Annotated in this window: 16 protein-coding genes, 1 tRNA gene and 1 pseudogene; 6 read left to right on the top strand and 12 right to left on the bottom strand. The window is 68.5% G+C overall.

What is annotated here, in order from left to right:
• Positions 1 to 71 precede the first annotated feature (71 nt).
• A tRNA-Lys gene (locus RPX00_RS15605) sits at positions 72 to 147 on the top strand.
• A gap of 208 nt (positions 148 to 355) precedes the next feature.
• Here the strand turns inward: RPX00_RS15605 and RPX00_RS15600 are convergent.
• Together RPX00_RS15600 and RPX00_RS15595 are read right to left on the bottom strand one after the other, a co-directional pair.
• Positions 356 to 1342: a tyrosine-type recombinase/integrase gene (locus tag RPX00_RS15600; protein ID WP_406640255.1), complete on the bottom strand. Its 987-nt coding sequence runs from the start codon at positions 1340 to 1342 to the stop codon at positions 356 to 358.
• Positions 1343 to 1466: 124 nt separating this feature from the next.
• Positions 1467 to 1610: pseudogene (locus tag RPX00_RS15595) on the bottom strand (hypothetical protein); the annotation flags it as partial.
• Positions 1611 to 2298: 688 nt separating this feature from the next.
• On the opposite strand from RPX00_RS15595, the gene RPX00_RS15590 reads away from it, so the two are divergent.
• The 4 genes from RPX00_RS15590 (at position 2299) to RPX00_RS15575 (ending at position 10004) form a co-directional block, all read left to right on the top strand.
• Positions 2299 to 3339, top strand: coding sequence for a hypothetical protein (locus RPX00_RS15590; protein ID WP_406640254.1), 1041 nt, complete (start codon positions 2299 to 2301; stop codon positions 3337 to 3339).
• A gap of 177 nt (positions 3340 to 3516) precedes the next feature.
• Complete coding sequence (locus RPX00_RS15585; RefSeq protein WP_406640253.1) at positions 3517 to 7257, top strand: hypothetical protein; 3741 nt, start codon at positions 3517 to 3519, stop codon at positions 7255 to 7257.
• On the top strand, positions 7254 to 7829 hold the full coding sequence (locus RPX00_RS15580; protein ID WP_406640252.1) for a hypothetical protein: 576 nt from the start codon (positions 7254 to 7256) through the stop codon (positions 7827 to 7829). The genes RPX00_RS15585 and RPX00_RS15580 overlap by 4 nt, the downstream gene beginning before the upstream one ends.
• A gap of 24 nt (positions 7830 to 7853) precedes the next feature.
• Positions 7854 to 10004 (top strand): AbfB domain-containing protein, encoded by a 2151-nt coding sequence (locus tag RPX00_RS15575; RefSeq protein WP_406640251.1) that lies wholly within the window; start codon positions 7854 to 7856, stop codon positions 10002 to 10004.
• Positions 10005 to 10561: 557 nt separating this feature from the next.
• Here the strand turns inward: RPX00_RS15575 and RPX00_RS15570 are convergent.
• Positions 10562 to 10939, bottom strand: a complete 378-nt coding sequence (locus tag RPX00_RS15570; RefSeq protein ID WP_406640250.1) for a hypothetical protein — start codon at positions 10937 to 10939, stop codon at positions 10562 to 10564.
• A gap of 23 nt (positions 10940 to 10962) precedes the next feature.
• Here RPX00_RS15570 and RPX00_RS15565 point away from each other — a divergent pair, with 23 nt between their 5' ends.
• The gene (locus RPX00_RS15565; RefSeq protein WP_406640249.1) at positions 10963 to 11106 is read left to right on the top strand and encodes a TetR family transcriptional regulator; all 144 of its coding nucleotides are present in this window, start codon (positions 10963 to 10965) and stop codon (positions 11104 to 11106) included.
• Positions 11107 to 11386: 280 nt separating this feature from the next.
• Here the strand turns inward: RPX00_RS15565 and RPX00_RS15560 are convergent, their stop codons facing one another.
• The 9 genes from RPX00_RS15560 to RPX00_RS15520 form a co-directional block, all read right to left on the bottom strand.
• Positions 11387 to 12610, bottom strand: a complete 1224-nt coding sequence (locus tag RPX00_RS15560; RefSeq protein ID WP_406640248.1) for an NAD(P)/FAD-dependent oxidoreductase — start codon at positions 12608 to 12610, stop codon at positions 11387 to 11389.
• The gene (locus tag RPX00_RS15555) at positions 12607 to 12918 is read right to left on the bottom strand and encodes a 2Fe-2S iron-sulfur cluster-binding protein (protein WP_406640247.1); all 312 of its coding nucleotides are present in this window, start codon (positions 12916 to 12918) and stop codon (positions 12607 to 12609) included. Before RPX00_RS15555 ends, RPX00_RS15560 begins: the two co-directional genes overlap by 4 nt.
• Position 12919: 1 nt before the next feature.
• Positions 12920 to 13843, bottom strand: a complete 924-nt coding sequence (locus tag RPX00_RS15550; protein ID WP_406640246.1) for a fumarylacetoacetate hydrolase family protein — start codon at positions 13841 to 13843, stop codon at positions 12920 to 12922.
• On the bottom strand, positions 13840 to 14982 hold the full coding sequence (locus RPX00_RS15545) for a PucR family transcriptional regulator (protein WP_406640245.1): 1143 nt from the start codon (positions 14980 to 14982) through the stop codon (positions 13840 to 13842). The genes RPX00_RS15550 and RPX00_RS15545 overlap by 4 nt, the downstream gene beginning before the upstream one ends.
• Before the next feature lie 29 nt (positions 14983 to 15011).
• A complete protein-coding gene (locus RPX00_RS15540) occupies positions 15012 to 15863 on the bottom strand; it encodes a polysaccharide deacetylase family protein (protein ID WP_406640244.1) in 852 nt (283 codons plus the stop codon).
• Positions 15864 to 15909: 46 nt separating this feature from the next.
• Positions 15910 to 17088 carry a cytochrome P450 gene (locus RPX00_RS15535; protein WP_406640243.1) on the bottom strand — a complete coding sequence of 393 codons (1179 nt, stop codon included), beginning with the start codon at positions 17086 to 17088 and terminating at the stop codon, positions 15910 to 15912.
• A 195-nt stretch (positions 17089 to 17283) separates the two neighbouring features.
• Positions 17284 to 17961, bottom strand: coding sequence for an MOSC domain-containing protein (locus RPX00_RS15530; RefSeq protein ID WP_406640242.1), 678 nt, complete (start codon positions 17959 to 17961; stop codon positions 17284 to 17286).
• Between the two features lie 133 nt (positions 17962 to 18094).
• Positions 18095 to 18682: a protoglobin domain-containing protein gene (locus tag RPX00_RS15525; RefSeq protein WP_406640241.1), complete on the bottom strand. Its 588-nt coding sequence runs from the start codon at positions 18680 to 18682 to the stop codon at positions 18095 to 18097.
• 244 nt (positions 18683 to 18926) lie between these two features.
• Positions 18927 to 20162, bottom strand: a complete 1236-nt coding sequence (locus RPX00_RS15520; protein ID WP_406640240.1) for an FAD-dependent monooxygenase — start codon at positions 20160 to 20162, stop codon at positions 18927 to 18929.
• Positions 20163 to 20194: the final 32 nt, after the last annotated feature.

Below are 20194 nucleotides of genomic sequence, written 5' to 3'. Positions count from 1 at the left end.
GCACGCAGGTCCGCAGCAGGTGCCGGGCCGGTGGGCGAGGGGCCGGATGGGGCCCGCTAGACTGGGGGCGCGGGCCGTTAGCTCAATTGGTAGAGCTGCGGACTTTTAATCCGTAGGTTCTGGGTTCGAGCCCCAGGCGGCCCACCACGATCGACATCTCCGCTGGCCAGCGGGGATGTTCTTGTCTGTGGATCTTGCGGGCCTTTCCGGTGATCTTGTGTGGGCTCGCGGTGGGCTCTTCCTGTGCACCGAGCAGGAAAACCCTTGCAGCACTGGCTAAACGGCGTGTTCTTGGGCGTGTTTCACCGCCGCGGGTTTGCGTTCTTTCCGGTCGGCTTTTACGGGTCTCTGAGTCTCAGGCGGCGATGTGCGTGCGGCGGGTTCGTCTGCCGGCAGTCACCGGGCGGCGGGTCGCCTCGCGGCGTCGCCGACGCGGCACCCGCAGGCGCATGCCCGTCGTACAGGCTGCGTCGAGGACGAGACGCGCGGTGGCTTCAGCGGAGTCGCGGGCCAGGGTCGGCAGCACGCTGACGTAGGTGTCGGCGGTCAGCACGATGCTGCTGTGCCCGAGCAGATGCTGCGCCGTCTTGAGATCCGCGCCCGCAGCCAGGGACAGGCTGGCCCCGCCGTGCCGCAGGTCGTGCAGCCGAACCGGCGGCAGCCCGGAACGCGTGTTGAGCAGCCGGAACAGACTGGTCAAGGCGTCGGGCCGGATCGGACAGCCGTGCCCGTTGAGGAACAGATACCCCGCGGGATCACAGTCCTGTCCGGCGCGGTGGCGGCGCAGCAGGGCGACGGTGCCGTGGTCGAGAGCGATCACACGGTTGCTGGTGTCGCTCTTCGGCTTCCCGACCTCGACCGTCGCACCCACCTGCCGGATCTGATGCGACACCGTCAGATACCTGCCCTCGAGGTCGACGTCGCTCCACCGCAGGCCCAGCAGCACCAGCAGGTGGAACAACGGATAGAGCCGGTGACCGCGGACCTCCCGCAAGAACGCCGCGGTCTGCGCGGCCGTCCACACCGCCACCCGCGGCCGATCCCCCGTCGCCCGCCACAACGCGACCCGCGGCGGTGTCCACACCACCGCGTGCGGCCGCCGCCGGGGCAGCTCGACGAAGCGGGCGGGGTCGCGGTCGATCAGCCCGCGCCGCACCGCCGCGTTCAGCGCCGCCTGAATCCGCTGCAGCGTGCCCGCGGAGACCGGGCGGCCCGCCGCACCGTGGGTCCGGATGATCGCGGTGAACATCGCCTGCACCTGCGCGTTGCTCAACTCGCCGAGCAGTCGGTCGCCCAGGTACGGGATCAGGTACCCGCGGACGTGCTGGCGGTAGCTGCGCAACGTCGACGCACCCGGCCCGACCCCGCGAGTCCAGCCACAACCGCAGCCACTGCCCGACCGTGAGCACCGCGGCCGACAACTCTCGCCCGCCCGGATCGCACAGACAGGCCCGCGCCTGCCGAGCCGCCCGCTGCGACGAGAACCCGCCCCGGCGAACCTGCCGCCTCCGCCCGTCCGGCCGCGGCGACATCTCCACCCGGAAATACCAACTCCCATGCCCCCCTCGCCGACAACCCCCGGCACCGACTCCCCAGCAGTTTCCCCGCACTGTCCCGGCACCCGCACCGCTTGTACACGCCAGCGACCTTCATGGCACACCGCCCACGCCATCGACGAACCTCCTGAGCGTGCGCCCCCGACGAGCACAAGGAGCTACCGGACGGTCAAACAGCAACCTGAGGTTCGCTCGATCCGGAGAGCAGCCATGCCGAGGTACCGAGGTCGCCCAGCTGCCCAGCAGCTCCGTTCAGGTCACCGTCATGGGACATCGGCCAGCTCGCGTCGTCTGCAGACCTCTTTTCGTGGGTGTCGTAGCCGAGGCAGTACCGTCGCGCAACGTCAGAGGATGCCGAGCGGAACCTCGAGGTCTATCGGCGGGGAGATGCGCAAGCGGCGCTCACCTAACGGGAAACGTGGATTATGGACTGCCCGGATACGAATAAAACAATTTAGCACCCGCCTCCCGCTCGATATTTACTTCACCTGCACCGGCGGGCGAGTCATTTCTTCCAAGCCCCGTATTTCGTTCAAAGCAGAAGCCCGCATGCTCCAGCACGCACTCAGCTCGAGCCCGCCGTCGAAGCAATGGGACGATTGCCGTAACCGGATTGCTCTACTTTCACCTGGCACGAGACCTGCGAATACCATAATCTACCCGTATTGGGGAATTTCGGCCTGAACGCCGGAGGGGGAAGTTTTCTATGCGTCGAAGACGCCTGCGCACCGTAGTGTGCGCGATGATGCTACTGGCCAGTGTCCTGTCCACCGGGACGGCGGCGGGGGCCGAACGGCCGACGACGACTGTCCGTTCGACTGACCTGGCAGATGCCCTGACATTGCTGGATCCAGCGGCGTTGGTCCTGAAGATCGCGCAGACCCACCCGTATGAGATGGTGCGCACCTACGCTTGGGTTGCGCTGCTCGGCAAACCGCAGGATCAGTCGATCGCCGAGTTCCGTGCGCACGGCTATTACGAGGCGATGGAACTCGCGAAGCAGCGCGACGCGCAGAACATGGACTTCGCGAAGCGGATCCGGGACACCACGTCGCCCGAGTTCTCCCCCGAGGTCAACGTGGCGGCGGTGCGCGCGGTAGCGGGCTCACAGTCGGACCGTCAGCAGTTCGTCGATTCCGGGTATGCCGCTGCACTGGCGCGGGACAAGGCGGCGAGGGAAGAATCCGGCAAGCAGGAAGAAGCGCTCCGGGAGGCGGACCGCAAGTTCATCGAAGCGCTCGCCAAGAACGATCCAGGCAAGCAGGTTCGGCTGCGGGCAGAGTGGGCGACCCGCGAGGGAGCGGGCAACGGAGCGCTGGTGGAGTTTTTCGCCTACGGATGGGCCAGTGCGGCCCGGATCGATCTGGAGGGCTTCCTGCTCCGTGCGTCCGACAACGAGGCGAAGTGGCGAGCCGGCATTCGTCGGCTGTTCGTCGACGCGCAGGAAGCTGAGCAGGCGGCGAACAACGCCGCTGAGGAATTCCGTGAGCAGGCCAAGCGCGACGCGGCGCGGGCGTGGCGGGCAGCAGTCGATCAGGCGACCCCCGCACGCACTGAGTGGCAGGGCGCTGAAGACGCTGCCCGCACTCAAGCAGAGACCTGGCGTAAGGTCGCCGCGGCCGCGGAGGGCGCGGCAGGGCCGAACTGGGCGGCGATCCTCGCTCCGGCACACGACAATGAGCAACGGTGGGCAACGGAGCGCAGCGCCGCCGGCGACCAGGTCGCGAACTGGACTTCTCTGTGGGAATTGGCGCGGGCCGGTGAACAGCGAATGACGAAATAGCCGATCGCCTCGACCGCGCAGATGTTTCTCCTTCTGTGAACTATCTGGCTTTCCTTGAATTCTTCGACGGGAGCACTCGTCATGTCTCGGTTACGAAGATCGGTCGTCGCTTTTCTCGCGGTGCTGTTGCTGACCGGACTGGTCCGGTCGGTTCCATCCGCAGCGGAAAGAGCCCCGGTGACCGGCGCGGCGCGGGCGGCGCCTGCCTCGGCCTGGCAGGGCTGGCAGTCGATAGGCGTCCCGGTCGACCCGTTCCTGAGAGATGTGGTCGCCGATTACGCCGAACTGGACGAAGACCACGAGGTACGCGAGGCTGCGCGGACCGCACTGGACGCGTTCACCACCGCGGCGCTCGAGGCGTTCATGGCGACGGGCATCGACGAGGCCAAGGCTCAAGCGAACGCTCGCAAGGCGGGTGTTGCCCGGCAGCACCGCGAGCAGATCGAGGCCATGGCTGGAACCGGCGGTGCGATCTTCAACGCCGAGGTTGTGCGCGTCCTCGCGGGCACCGACGGGGACCGGGCTGACTTCCTCGCGTTCGGTGCGGAAATCGCGCGAAAGCGAGATGAGCAGGCTCAGCTGAGCACCGAGGCCCGGGTGAAGCAGTTGCGCGACCGGGTGCGACTGCTGGTGGCGACTGGCGGTCTGGAACTGCGTAAGGCCGCACAAGCCGCGTTGGACGCCGGGGACGCGGCCATCGCGGAGTTCTTCGCCAGGGGCGGTTACGAAGCCGCCGTCAACCGGGACGTGCAGGCTCGGGAAGCACTGCTGGAACAGCAGCGGCAGCAACGCGAGGCGGCCGAGAAGCTTTCCGCGCTGGCGAAGCGAGCGAAACAAGCCTGGGATGCCCGGCGGAACCTGCTGACCGCACATGGCAACGGCGTCAACGCGCTGCGGCGGGCGGCGAATGCGATGACCCTGGCCGCGAACGAGTCACGCACGGCCGCACAGATCCTGGCCGCCAACGAGGCAGGCGGGGTGCATCCGCCCGAGGCGTTCAACGCAGTAAAGCGGGAGGTCGCACGCCAGGTCGAGAACACCCGGCAGGCCGCGACGGACGCGGAACAGGCCGCGGTCGCCGCGCAGGCGCAGGCGGACGTCCTCGTTGGGATCGACTTGCCCTACGGCGCGCAGTGGGCACGGATGGCGCAGGGGATGCACCTGGCTGCGCAGGCCGCCACCGGCGCGGCGGAAACGGCCCAGCACACGATCGACGCTACTGCCGCGACGGACGCGGCACGGAACGCGCAGGAGAAGGCGGAGCGGAGCGCGGAGCAGGCCGTGAAGTGGCGGCAGCAGGCCGAGCAGCACGCAGCAGCCGGCGCGCGAGTCGCCGAGGCCGCGCAGGCGGAGGCGAACGCGGCGAAGGACGCCGCGACGCGCGCCCGTGATGCCAGGATCGCGGCAGAACAGACAGCCAGGCAAGCATGGGAGGAGGCCGCAAAGGCACGGGAACAGCGGAACATCGCGCAGCAGGAAGCAGGCAAGGCCGCAGACGCGCGGAAACGCGCCGAGCAGGAACGAGGCACCGCCGCCCAGCAAAGAGCCGAGGCCGAGAAGCAGGCCGCGGTGGCGAAGACCGCGCGTGGCAACGCCGAGCGGCAGGCCGCCGTCGCCCACGACGCCCGCTTGCGCGCGGAAGGGCAGGAAACTGACGCCAAGAATGCGGCGGACTCCGCGGAGGCAGAGGAACGCAAAGCTGCTACGGCCCGTGATCGTTCTTTTGCCGCAGAACAGGCGCGGCAAGCCGCCGAGGCCAAGCGGCAGGCGTTGGACGCGGGCGCGGCAGCAGCACGGGGCAAGCCGTACGAGCCACAGGCCAACGCCGCCGCAGAGCAAGCCCGCCAGGAAGCGGTCACCGCGACGAACGCGGCTACCCAGGCCCGCAACGAAGCCAACACTGCCACCTATGCGGCCGTGCAGGCACGCACCCACGCTACCGAGGCAGGTCGGGCTGCTGCCAGGGCGCGGGCTGCCGCCAATGATGCCTGGTCGGCCTATGCCCGAGCAGATGCCGCTGCCAGCGCGGCCGAGGCGCACGCTGCGAACGCCCATGCCCTAGCGATGCGCACCGATCAGAAAGCGGCCGAGGCCACCTCGAACGAACTGCACGCCGCAGAGCACGCCAACGCGGCGGTGCAGCTGTCCCAGCAGGCGGCAGTGGAGGCCCAGCAGGCGTTGTTCGCCGCCGGACGAACGAAGGCCGAGGCGGATGCGGCCGCGCAGGAGGCAGTGTCCGCGGCGACACAAGCCGATGTTGCGATTCGCGCTGCTGCGGCGGCAAGGGCGTCGTCGAACGGGATCGCCCAGCCGGCGAACACCGCGATCACCATCGTGGCTCCGTTCACCGGTGAGGATCTTGGCGCCGACTTCGCGGCCGAGGTGGCCCGGCAGGCCGGGCTGGTCGGCGAAGAGCAGGCGAAGCAGGCTGCGACCCGCGCCACCGAGGCGCAAGCGGCCGCACGGCTGGCGCAGGAGGCTGCCGACCGGGCCGCGGCCGAGGTCAAACCCGCCTACGACGCGGCGGCAGCCTCTGCCCGTTCCGCCTCCGCGGCAGCCCGTTCCGCCGCCGAAGCGCAACGAGCCGCCGCCGACGCCGCGGCTGAAGGGGCACTGGCGCGGGCCGCCGCCGCGAGCGCCAATGACGCGGACCGGCAGGCACAGGATGACGCGAGGCTGGCCAGGGACGCGGCCAACGCCGCTTGGGCAGACGCGACCATCGCCGGCCGGGCGGCCGACGACGCCGCACGAGAGGCTGCGGCGGCGGACCAGGCGGCCAGTCGGGCCGAAGCCGACGCCATCGCGGCGGGGCGGGCCGCCGACCGGGCCGAAGCTGACGCCTCGGCCGCCAGGCAAGCCGCCGAAAACGCGCGCAAGGACGCCGAACGCGCCGCCGAAATGGCCCGCAACGCCGTCAGCCACGCCACCGAGGCCCAGCAAGCGGCAGACCGAGCCGAGGACCAACGGCGACGTGACGAGGAAGAACTCCGTCGGCGGCAGGCTCAGCAGGTCGGCGACTGCCTCGCCGAACTCAGCCCCGAACAGGCGGACGACCTGGTCAGCTTCGAGGAAGGCAGCGTAGCGCTCGCCGAGCACCGGAAGATCCGGCAGGAATGCTCCGGAGGCGGCGATGTGCTGGCATACCTCGCCGAGGTGGGTGCCGACGTGTTGCTCGAAGTCATCGGTGTCAACGACGCCATCCGGTGCTTCGGCGACGGGAACATCGAATCGTGCCTGTGGACGGTCGTCAACGTGCTGTCGTTGGCGACGATCTTCGCCAAGCTGGTCCCCATCGGAAAAGCGATCGTCTCCGCGGTTACCAACATCGGCAAGTACCTCGCCAAATCCGAGCGCATCCAGAAAATCGCGGCGAAGGTCGAGTCCATTATCCAGCGGGTCCGCAAAGTGTGCCCAGTCCGCCCTCCTCCCGTCGTTCCGGCGACGGTCGGCGCTGGGGGAAGCACCCTCGCCGCAGGACCGCACGCGGCCGCGAGCTGGCTATGTGAGCCGCTCCACAACCGGTACCCTCCGGAAACCGTGGCCGAGGAACTCGCAGAGGCCGCGCGACTGGGCGTCAGGCCGGTCACCGTAGGTACTGCCGAGTTTGACGCACTGACCCAGACGGAGACCAAAATTAAGTGGGTAGTAATGCAGGACGGAACTCTCTCAGTAGTACCGAAGACCAAGAATGGCGTGGAAATCAAGCACACGGTGATCACCCGCGGACACGACTGCGCGTCGGCCGGAGAAGCAATAGTGCGAGGTTCATCCCGCACCGGTTACGTCGGCGTGGAAATCGACCTAGAAAGCGGGCACTACCAGCCAGATAGACGAGGATCCCTGGGCCGGGCACGCAAACGCATCGGAACAGACGCGTTCGCTGAGTTCGGAGTGTTTTTCCCGGTGTTTTTCCGGTGATCCCTACTCAGCAGGAGCTGCACGGTCTCGGATTTCGGGATCTGGCGGCGAGACTGGAAGCCGCTCGGGTCACCGAGCCTCCCCAAACCGAGCCCGCCGACCCCGACGCCTACCACTACGACTGGCACCTCGCCATCAGGTGGTTCAAGGAAAGGTTCGTCGAAACCTGCCGCGACCTGACCGAAGCCGAATGGTCCCGCTACGCCAAACTCGCGGACGACCTCCTCTGGGCTGCAAGAGAGTTCAGCGACCTGAACCAAAGGCAGTTGGTATTTGACCGTTTCCACCTATCTTCAGCGTTGCTGAGGCGGGTGCCGCCACGGTCGGACATCCCCTTGCTCAACCCGGCCCAGCTCTTGAAGGACTACTTGTCAGAGGTTTCAATATCCCCAGAAGAAGCCAAGGAAATGAAGTCGAGGCGACACCTTCTGAACAAGTCCGAGGATCGGGAATTATGGGAAACGAGGTGGCTTATGACGCAAATAAAGTTCGTCGACCATCTTTTCCCTGAATCACCCGAACTGGATGAATACCGCAAGTGGAAAGAGCTGTGGCCAGAACCTCCGAGCTGAGAGCGGAAAGACTGAGGTGTGCGGATGACAGCGAACAGGAACTCGACCGGCGGGCGACGGGCGCGAAGATGGGCGGCTGCAGCCGCGGTCCCGGCCGCGGCCGCAGTGCTGGCGGCAGGGCTGGCCGGGCCGTCGACGGCGGTCGCTGCGGGTGCTCCGACCGCAGCGAATGCACGCGCGCTCAGCGGAGCGGATTCGGCGGAGAAGCTGAAGGTGCTCGGCGAAATGGGGATGCTGGGCGACGCGAGCAAGCTGCTTCCCCTGAGCGACCGCAGTTTCGTGGCAGAGGTAGGGCAGCGGGCGCTGGCCGTCGGCAAGAAAGCGGTCTCCGAGACCGCCCGGCTGGCGTGGGCCGACGGGGACAGCGCCTGTACACGGTGGATCCAAGAGTTGTTCTTCCACGCCCTGCGGTCGGACCAGGAGAACGACTGGGGGACGCTCGCGCTGAAACAGCACGCCGCGGAGGTGGTGGGGCTGAATGCCACACCGCAGATGCTCGGGCTGGGCGTGAAGAACTTCGTGTTCGAGATATACAACTGGGCAGTGTCCTCGAGTCAGCCGAAGGTCAAGGCGGCCGCGCTGGCCGCCTACCGGAGCACCGATGCCGCGCAGCTGGCCTTCCTTGACACCGGCGTCGTCGAAGCGCACAACCACGATGTGCAGGACAAGATCGACCAGGACGAACAGAAGGACCAGCAGCAGAAGGAGCAGGAAAAGTCGCGGGCCGCGAAACGAAACGCGCTGACGGTCGTCCGGGTCATGCCGACTGACGAACTGGCCAACCTGCCGGACCAGCAGTTCATTTCGGAAGTCGTGAGAAGAGCCGAGCGGGACACCAACGTGTACGCCGCGGCGCTGGCAGCGGTGCTCAGCGAGGACCCGGCGGCGTGGAAAGAGTTCATCAACGCCGGCATCTACCGAGCACGGGACGCCGACACTCGACGAGACGCGCAACAACGCGCCGAAGCGGATCGCCGCCGAACACTGGAGATCAGGACGAAAGCCGCACAGAGCCTCGTGCATCCGGCGCTGGTCGCAGCGGCGGATACCGCCCTTGCGGGCGGTCCCGCCGAGGTCGGAAACTTCCTGCTGTACGGGCAGTATCAGACCTTGGCGCAGTCGCTGGAGTCAGGCAGGCAAGGAAAACGCGGGCGCTACCTGAACGGCGGCAGCTCCGGCGTCTGGCTCGGTCCGAACAAGCCGGGATCAGCCGGGAATGTGACGTGGACGATCCGGCCCGGCATAGCCAATCCCGACTGTCACTCCTTCGAAATGTCCGGGAACCTCAACTACTTCCTGGTCCCGGACGTCGGCTCGCTGAGCCCGAACGGCAACCCGTTGCTCTCGTCCGTATCCGTGTCGCCAAGCGACGACAGCGACGCATTCCGCAGGAAAGCGACATGGTGCGTCGAGAAACGCTCGCCGGAGACACTGGCCTTCAAGTCATTCGCTTACCCCAATTACTACCTGCGCCAGCAGCAGGATTCATCGGTCGGCCTCGGCCGGAGCGGACCGAAATGCGAACCCACCGAACCGCCGAAACCGGGTCAGATCCCGCCGGAGATCTGCCTGCCCATCTGGAATCCGGACAATTTCGCGGCAGAGACCGCTTGGCGCGTTGATGTGCCGAACCCGCCCGACACGTCCTCGGAGATCACCCAGCGATGGCTGAACGACGACGGCCTTCGGGCGCGGGCAGGCGAACCGGTGGATGCCGAACAGGCCGACGGGCCGGTGCGGTGGCGCGACTACCAGCACGCCCGGCTGTACTGGCGGCAGGACACCGGCGTGCACGAAGTGCGGGACCACATCCTGGATGCGTACCTGAAGCGTTTCGGTGGTCACCGGTTCGCGAACTTCGGGCCGCCGGTGACCGACCAGAACGTCACACCGGACGGAATCGGCCGCTACAACCACTTCGCCAACGGTGGCTCGATCTACTGGACCCCGAGCACCGATGCGTACGGCGTCTGGGGCGCGATTCGCGCCAAATGGGCAGAAATGGGCTGGGAACGCTCCTTCCTGGGCTATCCGACCAGCGACGAGTACGCCATCCCGGAGGGCAGACGGAGCACCTTCCAGGGCGGCCGGATCGATTGGATCGCGAGCACCGGCAAGATCGTGGTCTGCGCAGGATCATCCGACCAGCCGACGTCCTGCAATCCGCCTGCCTGATATTTGTTCGGCGGGCTCGACGGGTAGTCGTCGAGCCCGCCGATCCCCTCTCCCCTTCCCTTGCTGGGCTCAATTCATGACAGAGGCCATGCCTCAGGCGGGAAAACACAACCCCAGCATTCAGCCCGTAGAGCGCGGCAATGGTCGACGCTGGCAACTCCTCGGGGCTGACCTGCGTAGCAGTGCCGTCCGGTTCGGTGCGCGTCTCTGCCTCGGCCCAGGTGAAGCATCCGGAAGGTCGCCCGTGCTCGACGGAGATCGCACAGCTCGTGCTCAGCCGTTATCGAGGATGTTGACAGCGAGGATCTCCCCGATGATCGCCAGACCGCTTCGCTCAACTGCGCGGGGATTGAGCAGCTGACCGCGTCCGAGGTGCCACCGGCAGGAACCGGACGCGGTGCCCGCCGAAGTGCGCAACCTGGGAAAGGTGTACTGGCTCCTGTCGGCGGCGATGAGCACAATCAGGTGTGCGCGAGGACCAGCGCTCTCTTGCGTCATCCAACTAGCGACGACGCGCGGAACGATCATGGAGATCAGCAGGGAAACACGTGGGCCGACTATTGCATCGGTGTGTGCATGTTCTCCTGTTTGCGGAACGTCGTGATCAGAGACCAGGACAACAGCGGTTCCAGTGCTAGCGCACGGCGCGCGGTCGCGAGGCTTTCCAGGCGCGGTTGGTGTTCGGGCTCACCGAGATGTCTCAAGGTCTGTTCATCCAGGTCTGCGGAGAACAATTCGACGACCGTCGCGGAGAGGTAGCAGTAGCTGGCCACCTCGTGATGCAGCCTGGTGACGTCATTGACCTGCTCGACCTCGTCAACCGCCGCACGCACGGCGGCGGCGAGGCGGTGCAACCGGGTCTCCAGCGTTGCGGTGCTGATGCCGGATACGGTGAGGTCGCCGACGGTGTTCAGGGCGACGATAAGCTCGCTCACCACCGCCGAGTCGACACCCGTGAGTGGCCGAGGTGGTCCGCGGGACGGCCAAGGAGATCGCCAAGGCCATCGGCTTCTCGGAAGCGGCGCTGTACAAGCACTTTCGCGACGCGACAGCCCTCTTCCTCGCGGTACTCGGCGAACGCGGCCCCTCATGGATCTGCTGATCGCGCGCACCGCAGCGGGCTGAAGCGCACGCGGAGACCGGAAACCCTTGCGCGGCCGATGTGTCCAGGATGGGCTCGCGTGCCGACGCGGAGCATGGCATCAGCCGAATCCGCACGACCGCCTGTTGCCGGGTCGCGCCCAAGCAGGTCTGGCGGCGGCGCTGCGGATGGCCGCGCGGGGCATCCGCAAAAGTTGCCGGAGGTCGGTCCGGTGCGATTCGGCGATGGGCCGCAGTCGAGGTGAAGGCGTCCGTAAGTCGGCGGGAGGTCGTGGCGCTGGTTATCCGGTTCGCAGGGCGGCTGCGGCGGGCAGGCGGAACTGCGGGATACGTGCGTCGGCTGGGCGGAGGGGCGTGTCCTGGGCTAGCAGGCGGCGGGCGGCGGCGTGGTCGCTTGGCCGGTTCACGGATTCGACCGCGGTGAGCTGTCCATTGTGGAAGTGCAGGATGGAGAACGCGTCCGCGGCGTCGCCGATGCGGGCTGTCTCGGCGTCCGTGTCCGGTACCAGTCCGGCGATCTGCAGTTTGGTCGCGAACTGGTCTGTCCAGAACCACGGGACCGCGTCGAACTCCGCGGCCCGGCCGGCTAGGCGGGCGGCGGCCACGCGGGCCTGGTCGGTGGCGTTCTGCACCGATTCGAGCCGCCTGCGGGTTCCGTCCCGGGTTGGGAAGGAGGCGCAGTCGCCGACCGCGGAGATCGAGGGGTCCGAGGTGCGCAGTGCGGTGTCGACCTCGATCCCGTCGCCGACCTCTAGGCCGCAGTCGCGCGCGAGCCCGACTTCTGGATCCACCCCGATCCCGAGCACCACGAGGTCGGCCCGCAGGCGGGTGCCGTCCGCGAGCACTACCTGGCGAACTCGGGCGTCGCCGTCGAACGTCCGCACCGTCGTGTCGGTGAGGACGCGTACTCCCTGTGCTTCGTGCAGTGCGCGGAAATGCTGGGAGATGTCAGCCGACACGACCCGCCGCATGAGCCGGGGCAGGCTTTCCACGACGGTCACCGTGCAACCTCGCTTGCGGGCGGCGGCGGCCACTTCGAGGCCGATGAACCCGCCGCCGGCTACGACGACATCGTCGGCCTGGCCCAGTGCGTCCCGGATGGCGCGGGCATCGTGCGGGGTGCGCAGCACGCGGATCCCGGCGCGGCTGGATCCCGGCACGGTCAGTTCGCGCGCCCGGCAGCCGGTGGCGAGCACGAGATCGCGGTAGCCGAGCGTCCTGCCCGACCCGAGCCGCACGAGGTGCCGGTCGCGGTCGATCCGCGCGACGGTGTCGTGCAGCAATGTGATGTCCCGTGCCGCGTAGAACTCCGGTTTGCGGAATTCCAGTCGCGGTTCGGCCTCGCCAAGCAGCATCGCTTTCGACAAGGGCGGTCGCTGCACGGGCGGGCCGTCCAGCCCGTCGACGAGAACGATCGGGGCCTCGACGCCTTCGTCACGCAGGAACAGTGCGGTATGGAAACCGGCGTGCCCGGCCCCCACGACGACGATCGGAACGCCGGTCACTGCTCCTCCGGCAGTTCGACGAGCACGTCGTGCTGGGGAGCGGGCAACTGACAGCTGAGCCTGCTGGTCGGGCGGCGCTCGGACACGGTGCAGGCGAGCATCTCGTCCTCCGCCTCGCTCATCGGCGGGAAGTCGGCCGCAGCGTCGGCGGGGACGTAGACGTGGCAGGTCGCGCACATGGCGTTGCCGCCGCACTCGCCGACGATCCCTTCGACGTCCTCGTCGACGGCGGCCTGCATCAGCGGCGTGCCTGGCACCACGTCGAGGGTGCGGTCGCCGTCGAGCGCCCGGAAGGTCACCTTCGGCATGTCAGATCCTTTCCAGCGGCGGGTGCGCGACGGCGACCGGCTCGCTGATCACGGGTGAGCGCATGCGGCCGAGTCCGTCGATCTCGGCCTCGACCAGGTCGCCGTCGGCCAGGAACCGGGGCGGGTCCAGCTGAAATCCGCAGCCCGGCGGGGTGCCGGTCAGCAGGAGGTCGCCCGGGCGCAACGCCATCGACCTGCTGACCGAGGCGATCAGCTCGGCGACCCCGACCGCCATGCCCGCGGTGGAGCCGTGCTGGCGCAGTTCGCCGTTGACCCACAGCCGCAGCCCGGCGTCGGCCGGGTCGAACTCGTCCGGGGTCACCAGCCACGGCCCGGTCGGGCAAAACGACGGAGAGCCCTTCGCCCGCGCGATCTGGAACAGCAGCGGATGCTCCGCTCCCGCGCCGAAGGCGATGTCCCGGGCGGTGACGTCGTTGGCGATCAGGTATCCGGCAACGTGCTCCAGCGCCTCGGCGCGCGGAATCCGCTGCCCGCCGCGGCCGATGACCACGGCCAGCTCGACCTCGTAGTCGAGCTGGCGCGTTTCGGGCGGGCAGACGATGGCGTCGCCGGGACCGCACACGCTGCTGGCGGGCTTGAGGAAGACGATCGGCTCTCCCGCAGGCCTGGCCGCGCCGAGCACCTCGTCGCCGTGGGCGGCGTAGTTGAAACCGATCGCGATGACCGTGCCGGGGCGGGGCACCGGTGGTCCGAGCCTCGTTTCGGCCAGCGGCACCAGCTCGTGGTCGGCGTAGCCGTCGACAGCGGAGCGCACCAGCGGCTCGGCCGACGGCCAGCGCGACAGGATCTCGCCCCACCCTCCGGCGGGCAGGCCGTGGCTGTGGCGCAGCGGAAGGATCGCGTCCGGCCGGACCAGTACCCCCGGTTCCTCGGCGCCGGGCGGCCCGAAACTGACGAGCTTCACGTGTTCCTCCTGGCTTCGGTGATGGCCACGAGCGAGAGCGCCAGTTCGGCGAACGACCGCACGTCCAGGCCGGTGAGCTGGTGCCATCGCGTGAGGCGGTACGAGACGGAGTTCGGGTGCAGGGTGAGCGCGGCCCCGGTCCCGCGGAGGGTGAAGCCGGACTCGGCGTAGGCGACGACGGCGTCGGCGAGGTCCGGCTGCTCGCCCGCGACCCGGCGGATCGGCTCGAGGAGCGGGCCGAGCAGCGGCACCAGGTCGGGGATGACGGCCGGGAACCAGTCGGTCTCGAACCGGACCGCCGCGCGGCCGTCGGCCTCGGCCAGCCGCAGAGCGCGGGTGGCGTCGCCGAGGCCGAGCCGGATCCCGGCCAGCCCCGGCCTGGTCAGTCCGACACCGAGGGGCCGGTCCTCGCCGCCTGTCTCCGCGGCGAGAGCCACGACGTCGTCGAGCACGGCGCCCTGGGACACGATCGTCAGCAGTCCCGCGCGGGCGTCGGCGTGCACGACTCCGGTGATTCGCCGGCCCGCGCGTTGCAGCGCGTCGACCGACTCGCGCGGCCACCAGCGACTCCGGGCGACGAGCACGGTGAACTCCCCGTCCGGATCCAGTGCGAGTTCGCGCATCAGGTCGGTGGCGTCCTGGTGCGGTCCGTCCGCGTGCAGAACGTCGAAAAAGCGTGCTCTCGTCTCCCGTTCGTGTTGCTCTCGGCCGCCCTGCTGGGCCACATAGGCGTCCACGACCGCCTGGCTCATCGCCTGCGACCACTGCGCCATCGGCCCGACGAGTTCGACCAGCAGCGACTCCGTGGCGAGGTCCGAACGTCGCAGCGCCTCCCACAGCTCCTGCTGGGCGTGGTGGAAGGCCGCCAGCACGTCGTACACAGGCATGTCGTAGTAGGCGCGGCGCCGCGCCGACGCGCGGATCGATTGCAGCACTTCAGGATTCGGCGGCGCTCCTGCGGCGAGGCTGCGGGTCATCGTCTCGTAGAGCGACCGGACGTTCCTGAAATGCTCCCCCTCCGGGAGCTGCGCGTATGAGGGCAGCTCGGCGCGAATGCGGACGACCAGCCCTCGCGCCAGCTCGTCCAGCCCGTCCTCGATCGCGGCCCAGAACCGATCCCGGTCCGCGGGCCCGGGCACCGCCGACAGCCGAGGGCGGCCTGCCTCGCTCACCACGCCGGTGCCCGATCGGTGTGGACGGTTTCGGGGAAGTCCGCGGGATGGTCCCGGACCCAGTCGGCGATCTCGTCCGCCCTGGCGAGCCACACTCGCTCGTCCGCGGCCAGCCGGTCAATCAGGGTGCCGATCGCCGCGATCCGGTCGGGGCTGTCCTGCCACGGCACGTGGAAGATCAGCCCCGCACACCCGCCGGCGGCCGCCGTGTCGTCCACGATCGCCGCGTAGCCCGCGAGCAGCCCGTCCGGCCCGACCGGCTCCTCGCCGGGTGGCTGCCGGAGCCGGGTGAAGCCAGGGACGTAGTAGGCGCCGTCGACCGCGTGCCAGGGATACGGCAGCAGCGGGAGGCGCGCGGTCCTGCCGAGCGTGGTCCCGAAGGCCGTTCCGGCGAGCGAGACGTAGTCGAAACCGTGCTCGGCCAGGACGTCGACCGAATGCGGCCCGAGCAGCCCAGCCGGTGGCCTCGCCCCGCGCGGCCGGATGCCCAGTTCGCCGAATGCGTCCAGGCTCAGCCGGAGGGACTCGGCGATCTCCGCCGCCGACGACCGGTGCCACGGCTCGTGCAGCCAGCCGTGCCAGCCGACCTCGTGCCCCGCCTCGGCGATCGCGCGCACCGCGTCGGGATAGTGCCGGAAGTTCCACGCCTCCACGAAGAACGTCGCGGAGTACGAGTGTTCGTCCAGCACCGCCAGCAGAGCCGGAAGTTCCCGCGTCACGCTGTGGTGGCGGCCCACCGGCGCGTCCGCCGGGATCGAGCCGAGCTGGATCTCGGCGGCCTCGCCGAGATGATCGAAGGTGACCGCGATCGCGCAGTCCGCCCCGCCGGGGCCCCATCCGCCTGCCATCACCGGCCCCGGGGCGCGATGTCGAGCCGGGAGATCATGGCGAAGGTCAGGTCGGTCGTGCGCGGCGGCTCGTCGGTACACAGCTCGAGCGCGGGCAGCCGCCGCGGCAGCTCGCGCAGCAGGATCTCCCCTCCAACCGGGACAGCGGCGCGCCGAGGCAGAAGTGCCCGCCTGCGGTGAACGCGAGATGCCGGTTGTCGGTGCGTCCCACGTCGAACGTGTCGGGCCGGGCGAACCGGGCCGGATCCCGGTTCGCCGCGGCCAATCCGAGCAGGAGGTGCTCGCCCTCGCGGATCGGCGTGCCGGACAGCTCCGTGCCAGCGCCCGCGTAGCGCCACACGAAGTGCACCGGAGCCTCGAACCGTAGGTTCTCCTCCCACGCGGCCCCGGCCAGCGACGGATCCTCGGCCAGCCGGCGGAACTGATCCTGGTGCCGGGCCAGCGCGTAGACCGCGTTCGTCATCGCGACCATCGTCGTGTGGTAGCTGGCCACGAAAAAGCCGACCAGCGTGACCACCAGCTCCGTCCTCGACAGACGCTCGCCGTCCGCCTCCGCGAGCAGGAGCGCCCCGACCGGATCGTCGTCGTCGAGCTTCCCGCGCATCGTGTCCACGATGTCGCCGATGTAGTCGAAATAGAACTGTGCTGTCGCGTCGGCCTCCGCGAGCTGTTCCGGAGTGATGTCGCCCTGGCTGAGGACGGCGTTGAGCCCGGGCATCCGTTCCAGGACCGTCGTCGCGTCCTGCGGCGGCGCGTGCAGCAGGCGGCACGCGATCAGCGCCGGGATCTTCATCGCGTACTCCCGCACGAAGTCGACCACGTCGTCGCGTTCGGCCAGCTCGTCCAGCCCGCCGAGGATGATCTCCTCCACCCAAGCCCGCATCCGCTTGACCGACCGTGGCTGGAACGCCGGTGCCGCGAGCTTGCGCAGCCGGGTGTGCGCGGGCGCGTCCACGTTCGGGAGGGAGAACCGGTAGAACTCCGCCGCCGGACCGGCACCGATGTGCGCGGGAAATTCACCGGGACGCGGCTGCACCACGTTAGCGGCGGACTTGAGGGCTTTCTCGACCTCGGCGTAGCCCGTGAGCAGCCACGAGTCCTGCCCGTTGACCACCGTCCTGGCCACCGGCGCCGTCTCCCGCAGGCGGCGGTAGGTCGTGTGGCGATCGGCGCTGAAAGCCGGATCCGACGGGTCCAGACGAACGACATCCGCGGCGTTGGTCATCTCGAAATCCCCTTCGATCTCGCTCAGGCACCCGAGTGCCTACCCCAGTCAGGCTAGGCAGCGGCCACCCGCACGTCATGGGTGAAAACGAGAAAATCAACGCCTTGAGTTGTGGTTTATCCCGAAGCCGGCGGCACCATCCGCGACAGCCGGACCGAGCGCCCTCCGCGGTCGTCCGACGATTGCCCCGGCCGGCTAGCCGTGCAGGCGGGTTGATTGGTCGTCGAGCTGTCCGTCGAGGCGTTTGCGCAGCAACGCCGCCCATGAAGCGGGTAGCACGTCGGGGTGGTTGAGGAGGTGTTCGGCGGCGGCTCGGTCGGTGCGGTCGACGTTGACCACGCGGTGCACCTCGGCGACGGTGATTCCGTGCGCTGGGCGAAAAACCAGGTCGAGGCGGTCGCCCGCGGTCAGCTGGCCGGGGCGTACGACCCGGCAGTAGATGCCGGTCCGGCCGGTGCGCTGGGTTTGGACGGCCAGGTCCGGAATGCCGTGGTGGGCGGCGATCCGGTAGCAAGGGCGGCGCGGCTGGGTCACTTGCAGTTCGACGGTGCCGGCGAGGTAGATCGAGCCCACCACGACGTTGTCTTCCAGGATCCCGGCAGTGGTCAGGTTTTCGCCGAAGGCGGGCAGGGCGGCGTCGCCAAGGACCTCAGCCCACGACTGGTAATGCTCGCCCGGATAAAGGAGAACTGCTTTGTCCGGGCCGCCGTGGTGTTTCCGGTCGCCTTGTTCATCGTGCGCCAGGCCGAGCGGTCCGACGTCGATCGGGCCGCGTACCGGGGTTTTGCGGATGGCGGACAGCACTGTGCGGCCACGCCAGGGCATGGGTCTCGCGACACCGGTGGAGACGATCTCGACGCGGCCGGCGCTCATCGTTTCGGAACTTCCTCTCAAGAAATGCGGGCGGCAGGCGGTCGACCTGCCGCCCGCTTCGGATCAGCTGATTTCGGCCTGGAGGGATTTCGCGTCGCCGGTGGCGTCCTGGGGATCGATCAAGGCGCCGCGATCACCAGGCAGGCCTGGCGTAGGGCTGCGACCACAGCGCGACCTGCAGCGTCACGGATTTGAACCAGGCCTGGAACATCGCCTCGACCTGCTCCTCGCCGTGCCCGCCCGCGGCGAGAAACGGGCGGATCGTCGCGCTGATCGGGTAGATGAACGCGATCAGGTAGCGCAGCGGGATGTGCGGCACCGAATCAGCCTGGTCGGTCTTGTTCTTCTTTTCCGCGGTGTGCCGCAGGGCGATTTCCTGTTGGTACGCCAGCCATCGCTCGTCGTAGGGGCGGGTGCAGGTGTCGATGATCCACTGTCCGAACCGTGCGCGAACCCGGTCGAGGTACTCGGCGATCGGTTCGCCGGACGGCGTGGAGAAGTAGGCGAGCAGATGGGGATGTGAGCCGACGAAGCCGTACCAGACGTCGAGGACCTGGTCGATCTGGCCATTGAGGACTTCGCCGGCGGTGCGCAGCGCGGCCTCGTCGTCTGGTCCGAAAAGGACGGTCGCCTTCAGTTTTTCGAGGTCTTGCGCGGTGATCGGGGACGCCGGGAGCGCGGGATCGTCGTGGGTATAGCCGGGTGTGGCGGGAGCGTTCATCTCGTGCGCTGCCTTCCTGGGGGCCAAGGCATTCCTTGTGCCTGCGTCGACAGCATGCCACACTATTGCTAGGAGTCCTACCTATCTAGTGTGAGAACGAGAGCGGGGCGATGCTCCGGGCAGTCGGTGCGCAAATCTGTCAGTGGCAAGGGTTTCCGCGGCAGTTCGCAATGGTGTGGTGCCGACGGGTCAGCGTGCTGGCCGCCGTCGGCTGCGGGGACAGTGCCAGCACGGCTTGCTGCTTCTAGGGTAAACCGCCGATGTCGTCGACAGTCATGGAGTTGTGGACCCGCGCGGTCTTGGTCGTCAGGCGGAGCAGAGCCCGGCTAGGTCCCGCGGGCAGGGCGGAGACAAGGCGGGCACCGTAGGCCAGGCCCTGCACGCCGAGGCGCGACGTGGGGATCAAGGTCTTCGCCGCGCTCAGTGCGGACTCGCGGCTGCCGCGGACGTGGTCGGCCATCGCGCGTTCGTAGGCGGGGAATGCGCGCGAGTGGTCACCGTCCGCGCGGGCCAACTCTCCGGCTAGGACGTACGCGCCGACGATGGCCAGGGTGGTGCTGCCGCCGACGGCTGGGCCGGGGCAGTAGCCTGCGTCGCCGACGAGGGTGACCCTTCCGTGCGACCAGGTGTTCATGCGGAGCTGGGTGATCGAGTCGAAGTAGAACGCTGGGGTGCGGTCGAGTTCGTCCAGCCAGCGGTCCACGTCGGGGTGAAGGCCGGCGAACGCGGTGCTCAGCAGTTCCTTTTGCCGGGGTACGTCGCGGTGGTGGTAGTCGAGTTCGCGGTCGCTTCGGAACAGGAACAGGGCCCGCGCCTCGTTGAGGTGTCGTGCGCCGTAGATGCCGGCTGTGCGGCCGATGCCGACGTGGATGCGGAGTTCGGCGTCGAGCGCGGTGGTGTTGGGGAGGGTCAGTACTCCGAGGTAGGCACCGATGAAGGTGCTGAAGCGGGACTCGTCGCCGAAGACTAGGCGGCGCACGTTGGAGTGCAGGCCGTCGGCGCCGATGACTAGGTCGAAACGGCGTGGGGCGGCTTTTTCGAACTGCACCTCGCCGTCGGGGGAGATCGCGGTGATTGAGTCGCCGAAGATGTACTCGGCGTCGTCGCGTACGGCGTCGTAGTAGATCTCGCTCAGGTCGTCGCGCATGATCTCGACGTGCCGGTCTGAGGTGGCGCTGAAGATCTTGGCTAGGTCCACCCGGACGGGACGCCGGGCGCCCTCCCGGTAGACGGTCATCCGGGTCGTGCCGGTGGCTCGTTGCTCGATGCGCGGGAGTACGCCCATCTTCTCCGAGATGTCCACCGCGGGCCGGTACAGGTCGACTGCGTGGCCGCCGGTCTTGCGCGGAGCTGGCGAGCGCTCGACGACGGTGACGGAGAATCCGTGTCTGGTGAGCCAGTACGCCAGCACCGGGCCGGCGACGCTGGAGCCGGAGATGAGGACAGATCGGCGGACAAGCCCGTCGTGGGACGCAGTCATACGTGCAACTGTTACCGCCGGTGCGGGGCGGT

The sequence above is a fragment of the Amycolatopsis sp. WGS_07 genome, from assembly GCF_045278895.1.
Taxonomy (GTDB): Bacteria; Actinomycetota; Actinomycetes; order Mycobacteriales; family Pseudonocardiaceae; genus Amycolatopsis.
This window is presented reverse-complemented; position numbering and strand designations above follow the sequence as displayed.